Origin of the sequence: Vreelandella malpeensis (assembly GCF_020622355.1) — a bacterium.
Lineage (GTDB): Bacteria > Pseudomonadota > Gammaproteobacteria > Pseudomonadales > Halomonadaceae > Vreelandella > Vreelandella malpeensis.
The window spans coordinates 409,808-434,487 of the sequence record NZ_WHVL01000002.1; the positions used below are offsets into that span (position 1 = coordinate 409,808).

The following is a 24,680-nucleotide window of genomic DNA, read 5'->3' on the forward strand; positions in this document are numbered from 1 at the left end:
GGGAGGGCACCTGAGATGATGGATGCCAGCAGCGAACGACACGCCGTCGAGACCATCGACTTTCTCGACGACCCCCTCTGGTACAAGGACGCGGTGATCTACCAGGTCCACGTCAAGTCGTTCTTCGATGCCAACGACGACGGCATCGGCGACTTCAAGGGATTGATCGACAAGCTCGACTACATCGAAAGCCTCGGGGTGAACACGATCTGGCTACTGCCGTTCTACCCCTCGCCCCGGCGCGACGACGGCTACGACATCGCCCAGTACATCGGCGTGAGCCCGGACTACGGCACCCTGGCGGATGCCCAGCGCTTCATCGACGAAGCCCACGCGCGGGGCCTGCGGGTTCTCACGGAACTGGTCATCAACCACACCTCGGACCAGCACGCGTGGTTCCAGCGCGCCCGCAACGCCCCGCCGGGCTCGCCGGAGCGCGACTTCTACGTGTGGTCCGACACCGATCTCAAGTACCCGGGCACGCGGATCATCTTCCTCGATACCGAGTCCTCCAACTGGACATGGGACCCGGTGGCCGGCGCCTACTACTGGCACCGCTTCTACTCCCACCAGCCGGATCTCAACTTCGACAACCCGGTGGTGCTCGAGGAGATCCTCAAGGTGATGGCCTACTGGCTCGACATGGGGGTAGACGGGCTACGCCTGGACGCCATTCCGTACCTGGTCGAGCGCGAAGGCACCAATAACGAGAACCTGCCGGAAACCCACGACGTGCTCAAGAAGATCCGCGCGGTGATCGACGAACGCTACCCGGATCGCATGTTGCTCGCCGAGGCCAACCAGTGGCCGGAGGACACCCGCCCCTACTTCGGCGACGGCGACGAGTGCCACATGGCATTCCATTTCCCCTTGATGCCGCGCATGTACATGGCACTGGCTCAGGAAGACCGCTTCCCGATCACCGATATTCTTCGCCAGACCCCGGACATCCCGCCGACCTGCCAGTGGGCGATCTTTCTGCGCAACCACGACGAGCTGACCCTCGAGATGGTCACCGACAAGGAGCGCGACTACCTCTGGAACCACTACGCCGCCGATCGCCGGGCACGCATCAACTTAGGGATTCGCCGCCGTCTGGCGCCACTGCTAGAGCGCGACCGACGACGCATCGAGCTGCTCAACAGTCTGTTGCTTTCGATGCCGGGCACGCCGGTGCTCTACTACGGCGACGAGATCGGCATGGGCGACAACATCTATCTCGGCGATCGGGATGGCGTGCGAACGCCCATGCAGTGGTCGCTGGATCGCAACGGCGGCTTCTCCCGGGCCGATCCGGCAAGCCTGGTGCTGCCACCGATCATGGACCCGCTCTACGGCTACCAGAGCGTCAACGTCGAGGCCCAGACCCGCGACGTCCACTCGCTTTTGAACACCATGCGCCGGCTCTTGAAGGTACGCGGCCAGCACCGCGCCTTCAGCCGCGGCTCGATGCGCGCGCTCTACCCGGCCAACCGTCACATCCTCGCCTACCTGCGCGAGATGACCCTCGACAACGGCGAGACCGAAACCCTTCTGTGCGTGGCCAACGTGGCGAGCACCGCCCAGGCGGTGGAGCTCGAGCTTTCCGCCTTCGCAGGCCAGGTGCCGGTGGAGATGGTCGGCGGCAGCGCCTTCCCGCCGGTGGGGCAACTGCCGTATCTTCTCACCCTGCCGCCCTACGGTTTCTTCTGGTTTCTGCTGGCACCTGCCAGCGCCATGCCGACCTGGCACAGCCCGGCGCCGGAACCGATGCCGGAGTACGTGACGCTGATCATCAAGCGCCACCTGAACGAAGTGTTCCAAGGCACCCCACGGGCACTGCTGGAAAACGAGGCACTGCCCCGCTACGTCGAGAAGCGGCGCTGGTTCGCCGCCAAGCAGGCGCGCATCGATACGCTTACGCTGCACCCCACGGCCCAGTTCGAGCACGCCGGCCACACGCTGCTGCTGGGCGAGCTCGACATCGACTGCAGCGGCACGAGTGAGCGCTACCAGCTGCCGCTAGCCTTTCTCGGCGAGGACGAACAGGCAGGCCCGCTGGCTCAGCAGCTCGCGCTCGCCCGTGTGCGCCGTTTCCACCAGGTCGGGCTTCTGACCGATGCGCTGACCCTCGACGCCTTCGCCCTTGGAGTGCTGGAGGCGATCCGCCAGTCCCGGGTGCTCGAGAGCGCAGAGGGCGAGATCCGCTTCACCGCCACCCCCGCGCTCGGCGCCGAGCCCTGGCCGGACACTTTCGAGGTGATCCACCAGAGCGCCGAGCAGTCCAACAGCGCCGTGGTGATCAACCACCAGTGGGTCCTGAAGCTCTTTCGCCGCCTCGAGCACGGCGTTCATCCGGAAGCGGAGATGGGCCGCTACCTGAGCGAGCAGGGCTTCGCCCATACCGCCGAGCTGCTTGGCGAAGTGACGCGCTGGCACGGCGACGAGCCGTGCACGCTGATGCTGCTGCAGCGCTTCATCGACAATCAGGGCGACGCCTGGTCCTGGACGCGCACCACGCTCGAGCGAGCGATTCGCGAGGCGATCCTCGAGAAACCGACCTCGGATCCCTCGCGCGAGACCCCACGCTACGGCGCCTTCGAGGAGCTCGAGGCGTTCGCCGCGACCCTGGGTCGGCGCCTGGGCGAGCTGCACGAAGTGCTGGCCACCCCCACCGAGCAGGCGGACTTCGCCCCGCAGATCGCCGACGCCGCCCAAGTGGCGCGCTGGAAGGCGCGGGTGAGCGAGCGCGTCGATGAGGCATTGGCGCTGCTCGAGCGCCAGTCAAGCCATGACGAGGCGCAGCGGGCGCTGATCGAGGGCGTGCTGGCCAAGCGCTCGGCCCTGGCCGGCGCCATCGACACCATGGCCGAGCTGTCGCTTGGCGGCTTGATGACGCGCATCCACGGCGACCTGCACCTGGGCCAGGTACTCGTCGCCCACGACGACGCCTACATCATCGATTTCGAGGGCGAGCCGGCCCGGCCGCTCACCGAACGCCGCGCCAAGGACAGCCCGCTGCGCGACGTGGCGGGCATGCTGCGCTCCTTCGACTACGCCTACGCCATGGCGGAGCAGGCCCACGCCCACGACCTGCAGGCGAACACCGCCACCGCGTCGCAGGTGATGGAGCGCTACCTGCTGCGCGGCCGCCAGGCGTTCTTGAACGCCTACTGGCAGGCGACGCTGGAGATCCCCCACGACTGGGCCAAGCCCAACGGCCCCGCGGCGGCGGTGGACCTGTTCGTGCTCGAGAAGACCGCCTACGAGATCGCCTATGAGGCGGCCAACCGCCCGGCGTGGCTTGGCGTGCCACTGCACGCGCTTGCCGGGTTCGTCGACCAGCTCGACCAGGGAGGCTCCCATGAGTGAGTTCACCCGCCGGCTGGTCGACCGCCGCTTGTGGCTCGACGAGGAGACCGCGCACGCCCTGGTCGAGGGCACCTGCGGCGACCCTTTCGCGCTGCTCGGCCCGCACGCCGACGCCGACGGCCCTTACCTGCGCGCCTTTCTGCCCGGCGCCATCGGCGTGGACGTGCTCGAGGCCGACCGTGACGAGGTGCGCGCCGTGCTGAGCGCGGTGCAGATACCGGGGCTCTTCGCCGCCCGGGTGCCCCACGCCGCGCCCTACCGGCTGCGCATCCGCTGGCCCGAGGGCGAGCAGGTGACCGATGATCCCTACCGCTTCGGCCTGCTGCTCGGCGAGACGGATCTCTACCTGATCAACGAGGGCAACCACCGCCGCCTCGGTCACTGCCTGGGTGCCCAGCCGATAACCGTTGAGGGCGTTCGTGGCGTGCGTTTCGCGCTCTGGGCGCCCAACGCCCGGCGGGTCTCGGTAGTCGGCGATTTCAACGGCTGGAACGGCCGGCGTCACATGATGCGCCTGCGCCATCCCGCCGGGGTCTGGGAGCTGTTTTTGCCCGGGCTCGCCCCCGGCGCCGCCTACCAGTACGAGCTGCTGGAAGCGCACGGCGGGCTTGGACGGCGCGCCGACCCGGTGGCCCGGGCCACCCAGCCCCCGCCCTCCACCGCCTCGGTGGTGGCGGACACCACGCCCTTCACCTGGCACGACGACGCCTGGCTCGAAGGGCGCGCAGCGCATCAGGCGAGCGACCGGCCGATGAGCATCTACGAGGTGCACGCCGGCTCCTGGCGGCGCCACGGCGGTGACGACGGCGCGCTCTACAGCTGGCGGGATCTCGCCGAGCACCTGATTCCCTACGTAAGCGCGCTCGGCTTCACCCATATCGAGCTTCTGCCGATCATGGAGCACCCCTTCGGTGGCTCCTGGGGTTACCAGCCGCTCGGTCAGTTCGCCCCCAGCGCCCGCTTCGGTACCCCGGCGGAGTTCGCCTTCTTTGTCGACGCTTGCCACCAGGCGGGGCTCGGCGTGATCCTTGACTGGGTGCCGGCGCACTTTCCCACCGACCCCCACGGCCTTGCCCGCTTCGACGGCACCGCGCTCTACGAGTACGCCCACCCCTTCGAGGGCTTTCACCGCGATTGGGACACTTACATCTACAACCTGGACCGGCGCGAAGTACACGGTTTCCTGCTCGCCTCGGCGCTTTACTGGCTGACTCATTTCCACGTGGACGCGCTGCGGGTCGACGCCGTGGCCTCGATGCTCTACCGCAACTACTCGCGAAACGACGGCGAATGGATTCCCAACCGCTTCGGCGGCCACGAGAACCTGGAGGCGATCGACTTTCTGCGCCACCTCAATGAGGTAGTCGCCGAGGAGGCGCCCGGGGCCCTGGTGATCGCCGAGGAGTCCACCGCCTGGCCCGGAGTGACGAAACCGGTCGACGAACAGGGCCTGGGCTTCTCCTACAAATGGAACATGGGCTGGATGCACGACACCCTGACCTATATCGCCAAGGACCCGATCTACCGCCGCTACGCCCACTCGGAGATGACCTTCCCGATGGTGTACGCGTTTTCAGAGCGCTACGTGCTGCCGATCTCCCACGACGAAGTGGTGCACGGCAAGGGCTCGCTGATCAACAAGATGCCCGGCGACGCCTGGCAGCAGTTCGCCAACCTGCGCGCCTACCTGGGCATGATGTGGACGTATCCGGGCAAGAAGCTTTTGTTCATGGGGTGTGAATTCGGCCAGTGGCGGGAGTGGAGCCACGACCGCGAGCTCGACTGGGGGCTGCTCGACGAGCCGCGCCACGCAGGTATCAAGCGGCTGGTGGGCGACCTGAATGGTCTTTACGCCGAGCTGCCCGCCCTTCACGCCCACGAGAGTGAGCCGCGCTGCTTCACTTGGGTAGTGAGCGACGACGCCGACCAGAGCGTGCTTGCCTGGCTGCGCACCGGCGGCGACGAGTGCGCGCTGGTCGTCGCCAACCTGACCCCGGTGCCGCGCCACGGCTACCGGCTGGGGGTGCCCCGGGCGGGCACGTGGGTCGAGCGGCTCAACAGCGACGCCGAGTGCTACGGCGGCTCCAACCTCGGCAACCTGGGCGCGATCACCGCCACGGATGCCCCGCTGCACGGCCAGAGCGCAAGTCTGTCGCTCACGTTGCCGCCACTCGGGGTGCTGGTCCTGAGCCCGGCATCAGGGCCCAGCGTCGAAAAGCCCTGATGTCCAAGGAGCTTTCGCCTCTACTGTGAGAACCCCATAGCCGATAAGATGCCCGCTCTCGTCATGGATTCGGCTCGGGGCCTCACGGCATGCTCAACGGTATCTGGTTAGGTTTCTTCGTCGCCGCCTTCGCGGCCTCGCTCTGGCAGTGGCTGGTAGGGGGCGATGTCGAGATCTTCGCGCGCCTGGTGCAATCGCTGTTCGACATGGCCCGGGTGAGCGTGGATATCATCCTGGTGCTCTTGGGTACCATGACGCTGTGGCTGGGGTTTTTGTCGATCGCCGAGAAAGCCGGCATGATCCGCCTGCTGGGCCGGGTACTGGACCCGCTGTTCACCCGGCTGATGCCGGAGGTGCCCCGTGGCCATCCGGCCATGGGGCTGATCAGCATGAATTTCGCCGCCAACGTGCTGGGCCTTGACAACGCCGCCACCCCCATCGGCATCAAGGCGATGCATGCGCTCCAGACCCTGAACCCCAGCAAGGAAGTCGCGAGCAACGCCCAGATCCTGTTTCTGGTGCTCAACACGTCGTCGCTGACGCTACTGCCGGTCACCATTTTCATGTACCGCGCCCAACAGGGTGCGGCCGATCCCACCTTGGTGTTTCTACCCATATTGCTGGCCACCAGCGCCTCGAGCTTCGCCGGGCTTCTGGCGGTGGCGCTGGTCCAGCGCTTGAAACTGTTCGATCCCGTGGTGCTTGGTTACTTCGCTGTGGCGGCGCTGGGGCTGGGGCTCTTGATCACCTCGCTGGCAGGGCTATCCGCCGAGGCGATGGCGGCGGCCTCCACCCTGGTAGGCAACCTGACGCTTTTCGGCATCGTGATGCTGTTTATGATCGTCGGCGCGCTGCGCGGGGTGAGGGTGTACGACGCCTTCATCGAAGGCGCCAAGGAGGGAGTGAGCTTCACCGTGACCCTCTTGCCCTACCTGATCGCGATGCTGGTGGCGGTGGGGGTACTGAGGGCCAGCGGCGTGCTGGATGCGGGGCTTGCCGGGGTGCGCTACCTGGTGGAAGGCCTGGGGGGAGATACGCGTTTTGTGGACGCCTTGCCCACGGCGTTCATCAAGCCGCTGTCCGGCGGCGGCGCTCGGGCGATGATGATCGAGACCATGGACACCTTCGGGGTGGACAGCTTCCCGGGGCTGCTGGCCGCCACCCTTCAGGGCAGCACCGAGACCACCTTCTACGTGCTGGCGGTCTACTTCGGCGCTGTGGGCATCCGCCGCATTCGTCACGGCCTGGGGTGCGCGCTTGTTGCCGATGCCGCGGGCATTCTCGCGGCGACCGGCGTGTGCTACTGGTTCTTCGGCTAAAGCTCAGCGCGTGCCCTGGGCCAGATGGTCGCTCAGCGCGTGGAAGAACTGAGTGACCGGCACGATCTCGAAGGCTTCAGCCTTGGGCTGGGCGCCGGTCATGGCGATAACCATGTCGTTGTCCGGGTCGATGAACACCCACTGGCCGAAAATGCCCACCGCCGAGAAGGCGTTGTCGCCTTCCGGCCACCAGGAGTAGCCGTACTCGACCTCTTCTCCGCCGATCTCGTGGGGCCGCGCCGACTCCGCTACCCAGCCTTCCGGCAGCACGTTCGGCGTGCGGTACTCCTGCAGCACGAACTGGCCGAAGCGGGCGTAGTCGCGCAGAGTGATCAGCAGGCCGCTGCCGCCGATCTCCTGGCCCTCTTCGCTGTCGAGCCACCACTTCGCATCGGTCTCCATGCCGAACCCCGCCCAGATCTTCTCGGAAAGATACTCGGCGGCGCTCTTGCCCACCGCGCCGTTGATGATCGCGGACAGGATCTGGGTCTCGCCGGTGCTGTAGTTCCACACCGTGCCAGGCTCGGCAGCGCGCTCGAGGCTGCCCATGAAGTCGAGCAGTGCCCCGGGCTTTTGGGCAAGCTGCACTTCGAGCATCCGGCGGCGGTCGGAGGCCGGGTCGGCGTAGGTTTCGTCCCAGGCGACCCCGGAGGCCATCAGCAGGATCTGCTCGACGCTGACGTCGTCATAGACGCTGCCCTCGAGGGCTGGCACGTAGCGGGTGACCGCATCGTCGAGGCTTTCGATATGGCCGTCGTTGAGCGCGGCGCCGATCAGAGTCGAGGAGATCGACTTGGCGATCGACATCGACATCCAGGGAGTATCCGCGGTGTTGCCGAGGGCGTACTGCTCGAACACCACGTCGTTGTCATGCACCGCGATCAGACCGCTCACTCGGTTGAGGGCCATGAAGTCATGGATGTCGTAGGTGACGCCATCGCGGGTCAGCGAGAAATTCTCGAGCGACGCCTCGCGCTCCCCGAAACGATGCGGCTCGGCCGCCGCCTCGACCGTACGGGTCGGGAACAGCCGGTCAATGTGGCGGGAAAGCTCGACCTGCTCGTCGGGCATCATCCGCCCGCTATAGAGCTTTCTGACCTCTTCCTGGCTCTGTTCGGAGCTTTGGGCGAAGGCCTGGGGTGAAAGCGCCAGGGCGCCGGCGATCAAGGAGGTATGAAGAAGCGTCGGTGTCATGTCGTTTCCCGTGAGGTGGTTCACTCAAGCCCCGCCTTGGCGGCGCGCGCGGCGTGGAGTTTTTGGTAGCTCTGGATCAGGCGCTGGTGGCGCTCCAGGCCGTCGAGCTGCAAATTGGTGGGCGTAAGGCCATGAAAGCGCACGCTGCCATCGACGGAGCCGACCACCGCTGCCATGGTCTCTTCCCCGAACATGCGGGTGAGGTTGGGCAGATAGTCGTCGAGCTCGAGTTCGTCGTCGAGGGTAATCTCCAGCACCGCCTGTACCGCCTGGTAGAAGAGCCGCCGCTCGACGGTATTGTCGTTGTACTGCAGGAACATCTCGACGCACTCCAGCGCCTCGTCGAGGCGGCCCAGCGCCAGAAAGATCAGAAGTTTCAGCTCGAGAATGGTGAGCTGGCCCCAGACGGTGTTCTCGTCGAACTCGATGCCGATCAAGGTGATGATGTCGGCATGATCGTCCATCTGGCTCTCTTCCAGACGTTCGACCAGAGCCGTCAGCCGGTCGTCGTCGAGGGTGTGCAGCTCGAGGATGTCCTCGCGGTAGTCGAGCGCCTTGTTGGTGTTGTCCCAGATCAAATCCTCGATCGGGTAGACCTCGGAGTAGCCCGGCACCAGGATGCGGCACACCGGCGCACCAAGATCCTCGTGCACCGCCATGTATACCTCGGCGCCGAGCTCCTCGAAGATGCTCATGAGGGTGCCGACCTCCTCCTCGGTGCTGCCGGAGAAGTCCCACTCGGCGAACTCGAAATCCGCGCGGGCGCTGAAGAAGCGCCAGGAGACCACGCCGACGGAGTCGATGAAGTGCTCGACGAAGTTGTTCGGCTCGGCGACGGTCTGGGAGTTGAAGGTCGGCAGCGGCAGGTCGTTCAAGCCCTCGAAGCTGCGCCCTTGGAGAAGCTCGGTGAGGCTACGTTCGAGTGCCACCTCGAAACTCGGGTGCGCCCCGAAGGAGGCGAACACGCCGCCGGTACGCGGGTTCATGAGCGTCACGCACATCACCGGAAACTGCCCGCCCAGGGAGGCGTCCTTGACCAGCACCGGGAAGCCCTGAGCCTCCAGCGCCGCGATGCCTTCCTGGATGCTCGGGTAGCGGGCGATCACCGCCAGCGGCACGTCGGGAAGCGTAAGCTCCTGCTCGAGGATCTCGCGCTTGACCGCACGCTCGAAGATCTCCGATAGGCACTGCACCTGGGCTTCCGCCAGGGTATTGCCGGCGCTCATGCCGTTGCTCAAAAACAGGTTCTCGATCAGATTCGACGGGAAGTAGACCGTCTCGCCATCGGATTGGCGCGTGAACGGCAGCGAGACGATGCCGCGATCCGGCCGCCCGGAGTTGGTATCGAACAGATTCGATCCGGCCAGCTCGCCTTCCGGGTCGTAGATCGCCCGGGTATGTGCATCGAGGATCTCCTCGGGGAGTTCGTCGTTTGGCCCCGGCTGGAACCACTTCTCGCTCGGGTAGTGGACGAAGGCAGCATCGCCGACCTCTTCGCCGAAGAACTGGTCGTTGTAGAAGAAGTTGCACGACAGCCGCTCGATGAACTCCCCCAGCGCCGAGCACAGCGCGCTCTCCTTGGTCGCGCCCTTGCCGTTGGTGAAGCACATCGGCGAGGCGGCGTCGCGAACGTGCAGCGACCAGACGTGGGGCACGATGTTGCGCCAGGAGGCGATCTCGATCTTCATGCCGAGATCGGCAAGGATTCCGCTCATGCGTGCGATGGTCTGCTCCAGCGGCGCATCCTTGCCTTCGATGAAGGTCTCGCCTCCGTCGGTCGTTCCCATCAAGAGCGCCTGGGCGTCCTCGTCGATGTTCTCGACCACCTCGATCTGGAACTCCGGGCCGGTCTGCACCACCTTCTTCACCGTGCAGCGGTCGATGGAGCGCAGGATGCCCTGGCGATCCTTGTCGGAAATGTCCTCGGGAAGCTCCACCTGGATCTTGAAGATCTGCTTGTAGCGATCTTCCGGGTCGACGATGTTGTTCTGGGAAAGGCGGATGTTCTCGGTCGGGATGTCCCGGGCGTTGCAGTACACCTTGACGAAGTAGGCCGCGCACAGCGCGGAGGACGCCAAAAAGTAGTCGAAGGGGCCGGGCGCGGAGCCGTCACCCTTGTAGCGGATCGGCTGGTCGGCGATGACGCTGAAGTCGTCGAACTTCGCCTCTTGGCGAAGATTGTCGAGGTAGTTGACCTTGATTTCCATAGAGCGGGTGTCCGGGATGATGGGTGTGCCGGCACCGGCCGGCGAATGGCGCCCATTATCCAGTTTTTGCACCGCCCCGTCTCGGGTCGCAGGTCAGCCGAGGATTTTCACCAGCACCTTGGACTTGCGCGCGTGGTTGTAGGTCTCGCGCTTGAGGGTAGGCAGTTCCTCGAGGCTTGCGCTCTTGAAGCCGCGCTCCACGAACCAGTGGGCGGTATGAGTGGTCAGCACGAACAGCTCCGACAGCCCGCGCTGGCGGGCGCGGCGCTCGATGGCCTCGACCAGGCGCTCGCCCCGCTCGCCGCCCTGATAGCTTGCATGCACCGCAACGCAGGCAAGCTCGCCCACCGTGGTGTCAACGAAGACATGCAGCGCCGCGCAGCCGATCACCATGCCGTCGCGCTCGATCACCAGGTAGTCATCGATCTCGTGCTCGAGGCGCTCGCGGGAGCGCGCCACCAGCATGCCGCGCCGCTCCAGCGGCTCGAGCAGTTCCAGAAGCCCGCCCACATCGTTGAGGGTGGCTGGCCTGAGCTGCTCGTAGCGGTGCTCGGTGATCATGGTGCCCACGCCATCGCGAGTGAAGAGTTCGCCCAGCAGCGCATCGTGATCGCGCCAGCATAGAAGGTGCGTGCGCGCCACGCCCTGGCGCGCGGCGCTGGCCGCCGCGCTCAGGTGGCGGGCAAGCTCGCTTCCAGGCGCCGCGGCGGCCAGGCGCGGCTCCGCCTCCGCCGGGGTGAGCTGGCGCAGCAGCGTGCCCTGCTCGTCCGCCAGGCCCTCGGAGTCGCCGAGCAGGATCAGCTTGTCCGCCTTGAGCGCCACCGCCGCGTGCTGGGCGATCTCGGCGGCGTCGAGGTCGAACACCTCGCCGGTGCTGGAGAACCCGAGCGGCGGCAACAGCACCAGCGACCCCTGGGCCAGCAGCTCCTTGATGGCGGTGGCGCGCACCCGGCGCACCTCACCGCTGTGATCGAAGTCCACCCCTTCGCGCACGCCCAAAGGCTTGGCGGTCACCAGGTTGCCGGAGACCACGCTCAGCTCCACCCCGTGCAAGGGCGAGCTCGGAAGCCCGAGTGAGAGCCGCGCCTCGAGCCACAGCCGCTGGTGAGACGCCACCTGCTCGACGTGAGTCATGACGGCGGAATCCGCCACCCAGCGCCCGTCGACTCGCGCTGGCTCGACGCCGGCGGCATTCAGCGCCGCCTGCACCTGCGGGCGAATGCCGAAGGCCACCACCAGGCGCACACCCAGGGTATGCAGCAGCGCCAGATCCTGGATCAGCTGCTCGCCGTGGCCAGAGGCCATGGCCTCGCCCTCGATCAGAATGACGAAGGTTCGCCCCCGGTGGGCGTTGATGTAGGGAGAGGCGTTGCGAAACCAGTCGACGAAGGGGAAGCGTGTATCCAAGAACCGCTCTCCGGCAGGAGTGAGTGGACGATGCGTGGGTGACGAGCAAGCGCCTACTTTAGCAGAGCAAAAAAAAGAGCGGCACCGTTTTGCGCGTCTCGCCCGAAGGCGCAGCGCAGCGGTGCCGCTCGCGGGGGCGTGGCGTCTAGCCGAACATGCCCTTGAACATGAAGAAGAAAATGATGGAAAGCCCGGCACCGGCCGGAAGCGTGATCAGCCAGGACATGACGATGGTCCCGATGACCCGAAGGTTCAGCGCCGCCATGCCCCGAGCCAGACCCACGCCCAGCACCGCCCCCACCAGGGTGTGGGTGGTCGAGATCGGAAGCCCGGTGCCGGAGGCCAGCACCACGGTGGTAGCCGCTGCCAAGGTGGCCGCAAACCCGCGGCTGGGGGTGAGTTCGGTGATACCGGTCCCCACCGTGGCAATGACCTTGTGGCCGTAGGTAACCAGACCGAACACGATACCGCCCCCGCCCAGGATCAAGACCCACCAGGGAACGAGGGAGGCGCTGTCGATCATGCCCTGGCTTTGCACCACGCTGATGACGGCGGCCAGCGGTCCCACGGCGTTGGCGACGTCGTTGGAGCCATGGGCGAAGGCCATGGCACAGGCAGTGAATACCATCAGCACGCCGAAGACGCGCTCGACGTTGGCGTAGCCGAAATGATCGCTTGCGTTTTTCTCGAACTTGATGCGCCGCTGCATGGTGACACCCAGCGCGGTGATCACGAGACCCAGTACTATCGAGAGCGCGAAGCTCTGACCAAACGTCAGGTTCAGCCCCACATGGCTGAGCCCTTTGGTCAGCGTGACCATGGACACGATGAAACCGACCAGGAAGATGTATCCCGGCACGTAGCGCTTGGCGGCGGCAAAGGGATCCTCGTTTTCGAAGATCAAATGATGGACCGACTTGAACAGCACGAAGGAGATGATACCCGCCAGCAGCGGAGACACGAGCCAGCTCGAGGCGATGGTGCCCACGCCTGCCCAGTTCACCGCATCCATGCCCAGGCCCACGGCGCCGAAACCGACGATGGCCCCCACGACGGAATGGGTGGTGGAGACCGGCCAGCCCCGCGCGGAGGCGATCAACAGCCAGAACCCCGCCGCCAGCAGCGCCGAGAGCATGCCGTACACCAGAAGCTCGGGGTGTGATGCCAGCAGCCCCGGGTCTAGAATGCCGCCGCGAATGGTCGCGGTGACTTCTCCGCCGGCAAGCCAGGCGCCCAGGAACTCGAAGATGACCGCGATGATAATGGCCTGCTTGATGGTGATCGCCTTCGATCCCACCGAGGTACCCATGGCGTTGGCGACATCGTTGGCACCCACCCCCCAGGCCATGAAGAAGCCGAAGACACAGGCCAGAATGATAAAGATGTCGCCATATTGGGCAATAATCTGCATGCGTTCCCCTTAGCGTGCGGTCAAGATCTGCAGTCGACTACCCACGCGTTCCGCGCGGTCGGATACCTCACCCACCCACTCGATGATCTTGTAGAGAAAGATCACGTCAACCGGGGGCAGCACGCTTTCGAGCTCGAACAACTGGCGACGGATCGCCACCTGCTGGTCGTCCGCCTGATGCTCCAAGGTATGCAACTCGCGAATCATGTTCTGCATCACGTCCGAGACGTTGCGTCCGAAACCGGACTCCAGAAGCTCCTTGAGCTCCTCCAGGGCCTGACGCGCCTGAGCGACGCAGGCGACGCTGGTAATCATGTAGTCGCGCATCGGCTCGGCGAGCTCGTCGGGCATGCGCATCTTGCGCCCGAGCATGATGCCGGTGATGTCGCGCACCTTGTTGGCGATCTTGTCCTGCACGCTGATCAGATCCAGAAGGTCCGAGCGCGACACCGGCAGAAACATGGTGTTGGGAAGATTGAGGCGCAGCTCGGTCTTGAGGGTGTCGGCATCGTGCTCGAGCTGAGTGACGCGTTCGCGAATCTCGACGGCCTTGTCCCACTCGCCGGCCAGCGACGCCTCGAAGAACGGCAGCAGCTGGTCCGCGCACTCGTTGGCCTTGACGATATGGGCCAGAAGCGGTTGGAACGGCGAGCGTCCGAACATGGCGGAAAAAGGATTGGAGGTAGCCATGGTGCCTTTCATCCTGAGGGTGGTATGCCTGAAAATGGCGGCGCCAGTATAAAGAGTGCGCCTGCCGCCGTCATGAAAAGTTCACAATGTCATCGAAAATTAACCAAACAGTCATAATTTAAAGGTGGTCAATGTCATGAAAAATGCAAACCCGCTCGAGATCGAGCTCAAGTTGGCCCTGCCCACCACCTCCCTGGAGGCAGTGGAGCGCCATCCACTGCTGGCGGAGAGCGCCGAAACGCTGACGCTCGCCAACACCTATTTCGATACGCCGAATGGCGCGCTCTCCCGGGCAGGGATCGCCCTGCGCTTGCGCCGTCAGGGCGATCGCACCCTGCAGACAGTGAAGACCAGAGGCCAGGGCGGCGGCGGGCTCTCCACGCGCCAGGAGTGGGAGTGGTCGGTGAACGGAGCGCTCGATCTCGATGCCCTCGCGGCCCTGCCGCCTTTCGAAGGCACCCTCGATGAGGCACTAGGCAAGCTTGCCCCGGTACTCGCCACCGATTTTGTCCGCCGGCGCTGGCTCGTCGAGCACCAGGGTAGCACCATCGAGCTCGTGCTCGACCAGGGCGAGATTCGCGCGGGTGAGGCGCGCGCGACGATCCAGGAGCTCGAGCTCGAACTCAAGGCCGGTAACGCCGAATCACTCTGGGCCCTGGCCCTGGCGCTGGCCGAGGCGATCCCGCTGCGCCCGAGCGAATCCAGCAAGGCGGCCCGCGGCAACCAGCTGAGCCGCGGCGCGTGGCCGCTGCCGGACGCCACCACACCGAGCCAGTGGCTGCATCGCGGCCTCATCGCCCTCGATGCCCATCTGGACAGCGCCGACGACACCTTTCAGGCCGACGCCAAAAGTGCCTTCACCGCCTTGACCACACATTCCGAACTCGATGAAACGCTGCGCCCCACCGCCCAAACGCTGCTCGACACCTTCGACACCCGGGGCTCCGACCCGCACTTCGGCCACGCCGCACTGGCGCTTGCTCATCGCCTGGCCATCGAAAGCGCGCTAAGCTGACCGGGCCTATCACTGTCAGGGAACCACCATGAGTCTTCACCTCGCCCCCGGGCCCGAGGGCATTCGCTCGCAGCTCTTTCACATCATCTTCGAGTCCGACACGCCCGGGGCCAAGGCCTTCGACCTGGTATTGATCGTCGCCATCCTGACCAGCGTGGCGGTGATTCTGCTGGGCAGCGTCGAGACCTACGCCCAGCGCTATGGCGATATCTTTCTCTACATGGAGTGGACGCTGACCACCGCCTTCAGCATCGAGCTGCTGGTGCGGCTCTACTGCCTGGAGCGCCCCACCGTCTATCTCAAGAGTTTCTACGGGGTGGTGGACCTGATCGCCATTCTGCCCACTTGGCTCGTACTGCTGGTACCCGGCGCTCACGCCCTGGTCATCGTGCGCCTTCTGCGGGTGCTGCGTATCTTTCGTATCCTGCGCATGATGGAGTTCGTCGGCGAAGGCCAGATGCTGCTCGAGGCGCTCAAGCGCAGTTCGCGCCAGATACTGCTGTTTTTCAGCAGTATCCTGATGGTGGTGACGCTGTTCGCCGCCTTGATGTACACCATCGAGTCCGACGAGGCGGGCTTCACCAGCATCCCGATCTCGATCTACTGGGCGATCGTCAGCATGACCACGGTGGGCTATGGCGATATCGTCCCGGTCACGCCGCTGGGCAAGTCGATCACGGTGATCCTGATGCTGCTGGGCTACTCGATCATCGCCGTGCCCACCGGGGTGTTCTCCGCCCAGGTCATCCGCTCGATCCGTGAAGAGCGATACTCCGAAGAGGCCTGCCCCGGCTGCGGCCTCGATCGCCACGAAAAGGGCGCCCGCTACTGCCTGCGCTGCGGCACCTGGCTCGACGAGTTCAGCGACGATCCGCGCGAAAAGACAAAAGAGGCGCGCCAGGACGTCGATACCGGGGAGTGACCCCCGGCATCGATAGGCGTCTTACCCAGGTCTAGCGCTCGAAAGGGGTGGTATCGCCGCGCCCTTCACGCACGATGGTAGGCGGCGCGGTGCGCAGGTCGATGACACTGGTGGGATCGAGATGACAGGCGCCGCCGTCGATGACCAGATCCAGATGCGCGCCGAAGCGCTCGCGGATCTCTTCGGGCTCGTTCATCGGCAGCGTCTCGTCGACGGGGATCAGGGTCACGCTCATCAAGGGCTCGCCAAGTGCCTCGAGCAGCGCGTGGGTAATGCGGTGATCCGGCACGCGCACGCCGATCGAGCGCCGCTTGGGATGCAGCAACAGGCGCGGCACCTCGGTGGTCGCTTCGAGAATGTAGGTATAGGGGCCGGGGGTGTGGGCCTTGAGCAGACGGAACACCGCGTTGCCCACCTTGGCGTAGGTACCGATCTCGGAGAGATCCGAGCACACCAGGGTGAAGTTGTGCTTGTCGTCGAGCGAGCGCAGCCACTTGATCTTGTCGATCGCCTTCTTCTCGCCGAGGTGACAGCCCAGGGCGTAGCCCGAGTCCGTGGGGTAGGCGATCACCCCGCCCTGGCGAATGATCGACACGGCCTGATCGATCAGGCGCTTCTGCGGATTTTCCGGGTGGATCTGGAAATATTGGCTCATCGCTGACTCCTTGGCTTGATGCATCGCCACGCGGCGTTGCGCCGGTGACGCCGTTAAGCATAGCCCAGGAACGCGCCGGCGCGGCTAGCCCGCAGCGCCGAGCAGTCCGGCAGGCGCCTCCTGCATATGGAGAAGCCGCGGGTGCCGCCAGATCGGCCGGGCGGCGGTGCGCGGGATGTCGCTCATGCTGCCGGGGGCGGCGTGGCTGCCGGGAAAGTGGAAATCGCTGCCCAATGAGGCGAACAGTCCGCGCTCGTCGAGCTGGCGGGCCAGGTCCCGGGTGGCGTCCATGTTCTGATGACCGCTGACCAGCTCGACGGCCTGGCCGCCGGCGGCGCGAAAATCGTCCATCAGCAGGCCGCGCTTGCGTCGGGTCAGCCCGTAGAGGAGCGGGTGAGCGATCACCGCCACCCCGCCGGCGTCGACCACCCAGCCGACCGCCTCCTTGATATCGGGCCACTGGGCCTTCACGTCGCCCTTCTTGCCGCTGCCCAGATAGCGCTTGAAGGCGCTGGCCCAGTCCGGCACCAGGCCGTCGGCCACCAATGCACGGGCGAAGTCCGGGCGGCCCAGCGGGCGATCGCTGCCCGCCTGAAGACGCGCTTTGGCAAGCGCATCCTCGAGCCCGAGCTTTTCCAGGCGCTCGGCGATGATCTCGGCGCGCTGGATGCGCGCCTTGCGCTGGTGCAAGAGCCCCTCCACCAGCGGCCCCTGCACGCCGCCGGGCATCAAGGCCACCACGTGGATACCGATGCCCTGCCAGCGTGTGGACAACTCGCACCCCGCCAGCAGACAAAGCCCCGCACGCTCGGCGGCAGTGGCGGCCTCGTCGACCCCGTCCATGGTGTCATGGTCGGTCAGCGCCATGAACGAAAGCCCCCGGCTTGCGCACAGCGCCACGAGATCGCCAGGCGACAGCGCTCCGTCGGAGGCGGTGGAGTGCATGTGCAGATCCACCGGGTAGCGATGATCGGCATCGAAGGTCTCGGGCAACACGGTGACGGGAAGTCGAAACATGGGCATGACGTCGTGTGGGGAGTTTGTCAGAATAGGGCGGCTCCCCATTCACGCTAGGCGCGCCATGGTGCGCGTTTCGCCCGACCCGGTCAACCGGGCCCCACGATGAGCAAGCCCTGCCGCTTGCTCCTGAGGACGTTACCCATGCTCTACGCCATCATCAGTGAAGACGTTTCCGACAGCCTCGAGGCGCGCATGAGCGCGCGCCCGGACCATCTGGCGCGCCTCGAGGCGCTGCGCGACGAGGGCCGTCTGGTGCTCGCCGGTCCGCACCCGGCGATCGACAGCGAGACACCCGGCGACACCGGCTTCAGCGGAAGCCTGGTGGTCGCCGAGTTCGCAAGCCTCGAAGAGGCTCAGGCCTGGGCGGACATCGACCCCTACGTCGCCGCCGGTGTCTACGCCAAGGTGACGGTCAAGCCTTTCAAGAAAGTCCTGCCTTGACGCAGGGCCTTGATACTGAAAGGCCGCTGTGCAGCACCGCCGGGTTTTGCACAGAGGCTGTGGAAAACTCTGTGAAAACACGGCGGACGCTTTTCTCAAAGCGAGAGATAACGCCCCCATCGACGAATTGATCATTTTTTGACCACTTTCAGCACCCCCAGCCAGGAATGCCGAGTGACCAAGCGCCGCCCCGCCCTGCCGCCTCTAGAAGCCCTCACCGCCCCGGAACTCACCTGGGAGGAGGCCGCGCCGCACTCCACGCAGTTCGGCGATGTCTACTTCTCCCGCGAGGATGGCCGCGCCGAGACCGAGCACGTCTTCTTGAACGCCAACCGGCTGCCGGAGCGCTTCGCTGCCTGGACGCATGCCCGGCCCTTCGTGATCGGGGAGACCGGCTTCGGCACCGGGCTCAACGTGCTGAGCGCCTGGGCCTGCTTCGAGGCCCACGCTCCGCACACCGCGCGCCTTCACCTGTTGTCCACCGAGAAGTACCCACTGGGCCGCGCCGAGCTCGCCAGGGCCCTGGCAGCCTGGCCGTCGCTTGACGCCTACGCGCGGGCGCTTTGCGAGCGCTGGCCGGAGCCGGTCGCCGGCATCCAACGGCTGCACCTTGGCGAGCGGGTGACGCTGGATCTGCATTTCGGCGACACCGTTGAGCGCCTTTGCTTGCTCGATGGGCGGGTGGACGCCTGGTTCCTCGATGGGTTCGCGCCGTCGAAGAACGCGGCCATGTGGTCGCCGGAACTGTTCGAGGCGATGGCGGCACGCTCTCGCCCCGGCGCCACCTTCGCCACCTTCACCTGCGCGGGCATCGTCAAGCGCGGCCTGAAGGCCGCCGGGTTCACCATCGCCAAGGTGCCGGGGTTCGGGCGCAAGCGCGAAATGCTCGTCGGCGAGATCGCCTCGCCCCCTTCTGACGCTCGCCGTGCCCGGACGCCCTGGTTCACGCCACCCACTCCGGCCAAGGCCGAGCACGTGGCAGTCATCGGCGCGGGGCTTGCCGGTGCCAGCGTCGCGGCGGCGCTGGCTCGGCGCGGGGTGGCGGTCACGGTGCTCGATCGCCAGGCACCCGGCGCCGGGGCCTCGGGCAATCGCCAGGGCGCGCTCTATGCCAAGCTCGCCGCAGAGACCAACGACCAGAGCCGCGTCTATCTGGCAGGGCTTTTGTACAGCGCGCGCTGGTTGGACGGGCTCGAGCAGGGCGAAACGCTCTGGTCGCGCTGCGGCGTGCTGCAGCTGGCGACGAGCGAGCGTGAAGCCGCCCGGCAGCAACGCTTTCTGGCCCGCCACCCGCTGGGCGACGGCGTGGTGCGGGCAATGCAAGGAGCGCTTGCGCCCCTGACCGGCGTGCCAGGCAAAGCACTCCACGCGCTTTACTACCCTCAGGCGGGCTGGGTATGCCCCAAGGCGCTGTGCGAGGCGCTGCTGGCGCATCCGCGTATTCGTTTCATGAAGGCGACGGCAACGCGCCTTGAAGCGAGCAGTGATGGCTGGCGCGTGCATCTCGACGACGGCGAGACGCTCACCGCCGATCAGGTGGTGATCGCCAACGCCCACGCGGCGGCGCAGTTCGCCCAGAGCGAGGCGCTGCCCTTTCAGAAGGTACGCGGTCAGGTCAGCGAGCTTGCCCTGCCGGAAGGGGTCGACGCGCCAACAACGGTGGTGTGCGCCGGCGGCTACGTCGCGCCGCCGCTCGATGGGGTCGTGAGCTTCGGGGCGAGCTTCGTGCCCAACGACGATACAGACGCGCTGCGCGACGAGGAGCATCAGCGCAACATCGACGAGCTTCGCGCCGCGCTTCCCGAGTGGGTCGCGGCGCTGGAGGCGGCTGACGGCCCGCTCAGCGCCGAGCGACTGGAAGGACGGGCGGCAGTACGCGCGGCGAGCCCGGACAAGACGCCCTACGCCGGCCCCGTGCCGGTCGCCGCGCAGTGGACAAGCGACTACGCCGCACTCGCCAAGGACGCTTCATACCGGTTCTCCACCCCCGGCGCCCATCATCCCGGGCTCTGGATTTCTGCCGCCCACGGCAGCCGGGGGCTTGCCAGCGCTCCGCTGTGCGCCGAGGTGATCGCCTCAAAACTGCTGGACGAGCCGCTGCCGCTGGAGTGGACGCTGGCGGATCACCTGCACCCCGGGCGGCGGCTGATCAGCGCGCTGGTTCGCGCCGGCGACTAGTAGTCGCCCTCCTCCTCGTCGTCGGCCAGGTCACGGCCGAAGGCGCGCCACTGGGCCAGGGTCATCACTTCGGTCTGCTCGAGCTCGATGTCATGGGCGATCAGAAGCTCGCCGCGCTCGAGCTGGCGCTTGAGCTCGCTGACCCAGCCGTGCATGCCCTCCCCGCTGGTGTCGGTGGTGTCGTAGCCCTGGCGGGTCACGAAAGCTTCGAGCAGCGCGTTCAGGGTTTCCGGTGGCAGCATCCGCGCCGGCACTTCGATGAAACGGCTCATTCGCCCTGCTCCCATTGCTTGAGCTTGTCGATGAAGGCGGCCTCGTCGAGCACCTCGACGCCGAGTTCCTCGGCCTTGGCGAGCTTGCTGCCCGCCGCCTCGCCCGCGACCACGCAGGCGGTCTTTTTCGACACGCTGCCGGCGACCTTGGCGCCCAGCGCCTGAAGGCGCGCCTTGCCCTCGTCGCGGGTCATGGTATCAAGGCTTCCGGTAAGCACCCAAGTCTGGCCTTCCAGGGGGGTGGGGCCGCGCTCGACACGGGCCTCCTCCCAGGTGAGTTCGGCGTCGCGCAGCGCCTGGATGGTCGCCTGGTTGCGCGGCTGATCAAAAAAGGTGGCGACATGCGCCGCAACGATCGGGCCGACATCGTTGACGGCTTCGAGCGCCGCCTGATCCGCTTCCATCAACGCATCAAGGGTGCCGAAGTGGGCGGCGAGGTTGGCGGCGGTCGCCTCGCCCACCTCGCGAATACCGAGGGCATAGACGAAGCGCGCGAGGGTGGTTTGCCTGGCGCGCGACAACGATTCGACCAGGTTCCGGGACGACTTCTGCCCCATGCGCGGAAGCTCGGCCAGCCGCTCGGCGGTGAGCGCGAACAGATCCGCCGGGCTCTTCACCCAGTCGCGCTCGACGAGCTGATCGATCAGCTTCTCGCCCAGGCCGTCGACGTCCAGCGCCTTGCGGCTGGCGAAGTGCTTGAGCGCCTCCTTGCGCTGGGCGGCGCAGACCAGCCCGCCGGAGCAGCGCGCCACTGCCTCGCCCTCTAGGCGCTCGATCTCGGAGCCGCAGACCGGACAGGCGGTGGGGAATTCGATCGCCTTCGCATTTGACGGGCGCTTGGTGGTGTCCACACGCACCACCTGGGGGATGACGTCACCGGCCCGGCGAATCGCCACGGTGTCGCCGATCATCACGCCCAGCCGTTCGATCTCGTCGGCGTTGTGCAGCGTGGCGTTGGAGACCGTGACCCCGGCCACGGAGACCGGCGCGAGCCGGGCGACCGGAGTGATGGCGCCGGTGCGCCCGACCTGGAACTCGACATCGTCGAGGGTGGTGACCTCCTCTTGGGCGGGAAACTTGAACGCCACCGCCCAGCGCGGGGCGCGGGCCACGAAGCCGAGCTCGCGCTGAGCGCGCAGGTCGTCGACCTTGATCACCACGCCATCGATATCGAAGCCCAACGCCAGGCGCTTCTCGCCGAGCGCGTCGCAGTAATCCGCCACCGCCTCGGGCCCCTTGAGCACCTCGAGCTCCGTGCTCGAGCGAAAGCCGAGGGTCTTCAGGCGCTTCATCAGCTCGCTGTGGGTGCCGTCCCCGGCGTCAGGTTCGATCCGCGCCACCTGATAGGCGTGAAACTCCAGCGGTCGTCGGGCGGTGATGCGCGGGTCGAGCTGGCGAAGGCTTCCGGCGGCGGCGTTGCGCGGGTTGGCGAACACTCGCCCCTCCTCTTCCCGGGCGCGCTCGTTGAGCGCCTCGAAGCCTTCGTGGCGCATGATCACCTCGCCGCGCACCTCAAGAAGCGCCGGCACGTCCTGGTCCTGGCCGCGCAGCTTGAGCGGAATCGAGCGCAGGGTGCGCAGATTCGAGGTGATGCCCTCGCCGGTGCGCCCGTCACCGCGGGTGGCGCCGCTGGTCAACACACCCTGCTCGAACACCAGCGACACCGCGGCACCGTCGAGCTTGGGCTCGCAGCTGAACGCGATGTCGTCGGCCTCGATTTCCAGGCGTTCGGCCACGCGCGCGGCGAAGGCGAGGATGTCGTCGCGGCTGAAGGCGTTGTCCAGCGACAGCATGGGAATCGCGTGGGCCACCGCCGGAAATCCCTCCGCCGGGGCGGCGCCTACCCGCTGGGTCGGCGATTCCGGCGTGACGAGCTCGGGATACTCGGCCTCGATCTTCTTGAGCGCCTGGAGCTTGCGGTCGTAATCGGCGTCGGTTAGCGCGGGTTCGTCGAGGACGTAGTAGCGATGGTTGGCGTCGTCGAGCTCGGCGCGCAGGGTAGCGAGCTCTTCGAGCACGCGGGAAGAGGGCTTGCTCATGCAATCGGGTTCCGTGAAACAGTACGTAGTGAAGCGTGCCTATAGCCTAGCGCTTTCATAACGAAAACACCCGCCTGAAAAGGCGGGTGCAGGAAGCGAGAGCGGGATCAGCGCGCAGTATGGCGCTGCAGACGATGGCGGCGTTCGAACTCGTGGACCCGCTGGCGGGCGAACTCGATGGTCTGGGCGGTCATCACGCTGTGGTTCTCGTCCTTGAGCTCGCCGCCCATGTGGCGCACCACCACCATGGCCGTCTCGACCATCGCCTCGAAAGCGGCGGCGGTGTCGATCGCGCCGGGCAGCGGCATCAGTAAGGTAATGCCCGGAGTGGCGAACTCGCCCATCTCCTCGATGGGGAAGGTGCCGGGCTTGACCACGTTGAGCATCGAGAACTGCAGCTCGCTGTCGTGGCTTTCGGTCTCGAAGCGATGAAACACGCCCATGGTGCGGCTGTAGCGAAGGCCGCAGGCCATCATCAGCTCGAGCAGCTTGCTGCCGTCGAAGCCCTCTTCCTCGCGGGAGAGCACGCTGATGACCACCATTTCCGAGGCGTGGGTCAACGTCTCCTTGGCATGGGTACCGGAAACGTCGTGGCGCAGGGCCTTCTCGAGCGTGGGGTGGACTCGGACCACGCTGTCCTGGGAGCTGTCCTGGAAATAGGCGCTTTCCTGCTCATCGAAGCGTTCATCATGATCATCGACGGCGTCGAAGACGTCACGCTCATCACGCTCGCTGCGCCGACGCAGGGCGCTCAGCGACGGTTCGGCGCTGTAGAGTTCGTCATCCTCGAAGCGGGTAGCCGAGGCGGCCTGCACTTCGCGAGCGCGGGTGTGTTCTTGGGCCAGACGCGCCTTCTCGGCCTCGGCGGCCTGCTTCGCCTCGCGGCGCTGCTCCGCTTCCAGCGCCTTGCGCTCGGCCTTCTGCTTGGCCAGCGCCTTGGCGCGCTCGGCCTTTTCGGCCTTCTTGCGGGCGCGCTCCTGGCGACGCTCGATCAGGCGGCGCTTGAAGGAGCGGCCCATGCCTTCGAAATCCACCAGCTTGTACTCGTCGATTTCGTCGTCGCCGAGCTCGCCAGCGGTGTTGGAGCGCAATTGACGACGCTTGGGTGCATTGCCGGTCTTGGTGAAAGCGGCATCGCCGGGCTCGGCGCGCAGTACCGGCTCCGCGCTCTCGACCGGGGAAGCGGGCGCCTCGGGCGCGGCTTCGCTCGCTGCGGGCGAGATGTTGTCGGCCGGCTGAATCTCGTCGCTTGCGCTCGCGACAGGCTTGGGCTCGTCCGGGGCGGCGTTCACTACGGGGTCGGGGGTCTCGGCTGCGCTGGCCTGCAGGGCGGGTGTATCCACCGCCGAGAGAGAGGGCTCGGCGACAGGCGCAGTGGAAACGGGTTCATCGGCGAACAGGCTCGGTTCGCGGCGCTCTTCGATAACGGGCTTTTCGACAGCCGCTTTTTCGACGGGGGCCTTTTCAACAGGGGCCTTTTCAACAGGGGCTTTTTCGACAGCAGGCTTTTCGCGGGTTTTATCGAGACGCTCGGTATCGCGTACTCGGGGAGAAGAGTTGGCCTTGAAGGCCGGCGGCGCATCACCTTCGAAGGCGCCCTGATAGGCCATGCGCTGGCCGCCGATGGCGCTTTTGGACCTGGCGGCCGCCTTGGAAAACGAACGACGGAAATCGGAGAGGACTCTGGATGGGCCGGGATGCTCCTGGCGTTCGAGCTTGGGCTTTTTGCCAAGGCCGCTATAGTCGGCGGGCTTGACCACCCGAGCGCCACCATTGGGCAATTCCCAATTGACCTCGGCCTCGCGAGCCTCGTCGTCGAGCTCCTGGCGAGACGCCTTGGGCAGGTTATCGACCGCCTGGTCGAGGCGCGGCACCCGACGCTGACGCTGAAGCCTGCGAACCCCGTCGACCACGATAAGCGATACCAACGCCAATCCTAGAATGATTAACCACTCTCTTAATTCCATGTCGAGCATTCCATGGGTCATTTAACCGGTTAGGGCGCTACGCTTGCGATATCCGCGTCCGTACAGGGGCTATATTTACCACCAAGCATAGTGCAGCTGCTACAAAAAAAGGGCGACCTATTGCTTATTGTGCGCATGCGCACCGAGTGTTAATTATAGCTCGGCACGAAAAGTCCAGTGCTTGGACAGACGATTTTGCCAAAAGTGCCATCCTGGCCTCTTATTGGTTCGATCCCCTTCCTGCAATGATGCCCCTGGCCTTCTTTTCCAGCGCTCGTACGCATCTACTGTTGGCCGCTGCGTCGAACGATGAGGGGTGAATCGAGCCTGAATCGTTAACCCGCTACTAATTATAGTTCGTCTTGCAC

General features: G+C 65.9%; 17 protein-coding genes. 7 read left to right on the forward strand and 10 right to left on the reverse strand.

Features of this window, described 5'->3' with window-relative positions; translation table 11 throughout:
• Nucleotides 1-15 precede the first annotated feature (15 nt).
• The 3 genes from treS to GEV37_RS07240 all read left to right on the forward strand — a co-directional run bounded on the left by treS (nucleotide 16) and on the right by GEV37_RS07240 (nucleotide 6,894).
• Entirely contained in the window at nucleotides 16-3,351 is a 3,336-nt protein-coding gene (gene treS / locus GEV37_RS07230; protein WP_227389556.1) for a maltose alpha-D-glucosyltransferase, read from the forward strand.
• On the forward strand, nucleotides 3,344-5,575 hold the full coding sequence (glgB, locus tag GEV37_RS07235) for a 1,4-alpha-glucan branching protein GlgB (protein WP_227389557.1): 2,232 nt from the start codon (nucleotides 3,344-3,346) through the stop codon (nucleotides 5,573-5,575). Before treS ends, glgB begins: the two co-directional genes overlap by 8 nt.
• A gap of 89 nt (nucleotides 5,576-5,664) precedes the next feature.
• A complete protein-coding gene (locus tag GEV37_RS07240) occupies nucleotides 5,665-6,894 on the forward strand; it encodes a nucleoside recognition domain-containing protein (RefSeq protein WP_227389558.1) in 1,230 nt (409 codons plus the stop codon).
• A 3-nt stretch (nucleotides 6,895-6,897) separates the two neighbouring features.
• Here the strand turns inward: GEV37_RS07240 and GEV37_RS07245 are convergent, their stop codons facing one another.
• The 5 genes from GEV37_RS07245 to GEV37_RS07265 all read right to left on the reverse strand — a co-directional run bounded on the left by GEV37_RS07245 (nucleotide 6,898) and on the right by GEV37_RS07265 (nucleotide 13,803).
• Nucleotides 6,898-8,088, reverse strand: a complete 1,191-nt coding sequence (locus GEV37_RS07245; protein WP_227389559.1) for a serine hydrolase domain-containing protein — start codon at nucleotides 8,086-8,088, stop codon at nucleotides 6,898-6,900.
• A gap of 20 nt (nucleotides 8,089-8,108) precedes the next feature.
• A complete protein-coding gene (locus tag GEV37_RS07250; RefSeq protein ID WP_227389771.1) occupies nucleotides 8,109-10,295 on the reverse strand; it encodes an OsmC domain/YcaO domain-containing protein in 2,187 nt (728 codons plus the stop codon).
• 93 nt (nucleotides 10,296-10,388) lie between these two features.
• Nucleotides 10,389-11,702, reverse strand: coding sequence for an amino-acid N-acetyltransferase (argA, locus tag GEV37_RS07255; protein WP_227389560.1), 1,314 nt, complete (start codon nucleotides 11,700-11,702; stop codon nucleotides 10,389-10,391).
• Between the two features lie 145 nt (nucleotides 11,703-11,847).
• Nucleotides 11,848-13,113 (reverse strand): inorganic phosphate transporter, encoded by a 1,266-nt coding sequence (locus GEV37_RS07260; RefSeq protein ID WP_227389561.1) that lies wholly within the window; start codon nucleotides 13,111-13,113, stop codon nucleotides 11,848-11,850.
• 9 nt (nucleotides 13,114-13,122) lie between these two features.
• Entirely contained in the window at nucleotides 13,123-13,803 is a 681-nt protein-coding gene (locus GEV37_RS07265; protein WP_227389562.1) for a TIGR00153 family protein, read from the reverse strand.
• 136 nt (nucleotides 13,804-13,939) lie between these two features.
• On the opposite strand from GEV37_RS07265, the gene GEV37_RS07270 reads away from it, so the two are divergent.
• A complete protein-coding gene (locus GEV37_RS07270; protein ID WP_227389563.1) occupies nucleotides 13,940-14,818 on the forward strand; it encodes a CYTH domain-containing protein in 879 nt (292 codons plus the stop codon).
• A 28-nt stretch (nucleotides 14,819-14,846) separates the two neighbouring features.
• Nucleotides 14,847-15,740, forward strand: a complete 894-nt coding sequence (locus GEV37_RS07275) for an ion transporter (RefSeq protein WP_227389564.1) — start codon at nucleotides 14,847-14,849, stop codon at nucleotides 15,738-15,740.
• A gap of 31 nt (nucleotides 15,741-15,771) precedes the next feature.
• Here GEV37_RS07275 and GEV37_RS07280 read toward each other — a convergent pair whose 3' ends face one another.
• Together GEV37_RS07280 and GEV37_RS07285 are read right to left on the reverse strand one after the other, a co-directional pair.
• On the reverse strand, nucleotides 15,772-16,395 hold the full coding sequence (locus tag GEV37_RS07280; RefSeq protein WP_227389565.1) for an L-threonylcarbamoyladenylate synthase: 624 nt from the start codon (nucleotides 16,393-16,395) through the stop codon (nucleotides 15,772-15,774).
• 84 nt (nucleotides 16,396-16,479) lie between these two features.
• Nucleotides 16,480-17,412 (reverse strand): PHP domain-containing protein, encoded by a 933-nt coding sequence (locus GEV37_RS07285; RefSeq protein WP_386111815.1) that lies wholly within the window; start codon nucleotides 17,410-17,412, stop codon nucleotides 16,480-16,482.
• A 144-nt stretch (nucleotides 17,413-17,556) separates the two neighbouring features.
• On the opposite strand from GEV37_RS07285, the gene GEV37_RS07290 reads away from it, so the two are divergent.
• The gene (locus tag GEV37_RS07290) at nucleotides 17,557-17,856 is read left to right on the forward strand and encodes a YciI family protein (RefSeq protein ID WP_227389567.1); all 300 of its coding nucleotides are present in this window, start codon (nucleotides 17,557-17,559) and stop codon (nucleotides 17,854-17,856) included.
• A 174-nt stretch (nucleotides 17,857-18,030) separates the two neighbouring features.
• On the forward strand, nucleotides 18,031-20,034 hold the full coding sequence (mnmC, locus tag GEV37_RS07295) for a bifunctional tRNA (5-methylaminomethyl-2-thiouridine)(34)-methyltransferase MnmC2/FAD-dependent 5-carboxymethylaminomethyl-2-thiouridine(34) oxidoreductase MnmC1 (protein ID WP_227389568.1): 2,004 nt from the start codon (nucleotides 18,031-18,033) through the stop codon (nucleotides 20,032-20,034).
• On the opposite strand, the gene GEV37_RS07300 is transcribed toward mnmC, so the two are convergent.
• From GEV37_RS07300 to GEV37_RS07310, 3 genes are all read right to left on the reverse strand, one after another.
• On the reverse strand, nucleotides 20,031-20,306 hold the full coding sequence (locus GEV37_RS07300) for a YheU family protein (RefSeq protein WP_227389569.1): 276 nt from the start codon (nucleotides 20,304-20,306) through the stop codon (nucleotides 20,031-20,033). The two genes, mnmC and GEV37_RS07300, sit on opposite strands and share 4 nt — an antisense overlap.
• Nucleotides 20,303-22,345, reverse strand: coding sequence for an NAD-dependent DNA ligase LigA (ligA, locus tag GEV37_RS07305; protein WP_227389570.1), 2,043 nt, complete (start codon nucleotides 22,343-22,345; stop codon nucleotides 20,303-20,305). Before ligA ends, GEV37_RS07300 begins: the two co-directional genes overlap by 4 nt.
• Nucleotides 22,346-22,452: 107 nt before the next feature.
• On the reverse strand, nucleotides 22,453-24,312 hold the full coding sequence (locus tag GEV37_RS07310) for a cell division protein ZipA (protein WP_227389571.1): 1,860 nt from the start codon (nucleotides 24,310-24,312) through the stop codon (nucleotides 22,453-22,455).
• Nucleotides 24,313-24,680: the final 368 nt, after the last annotated feature.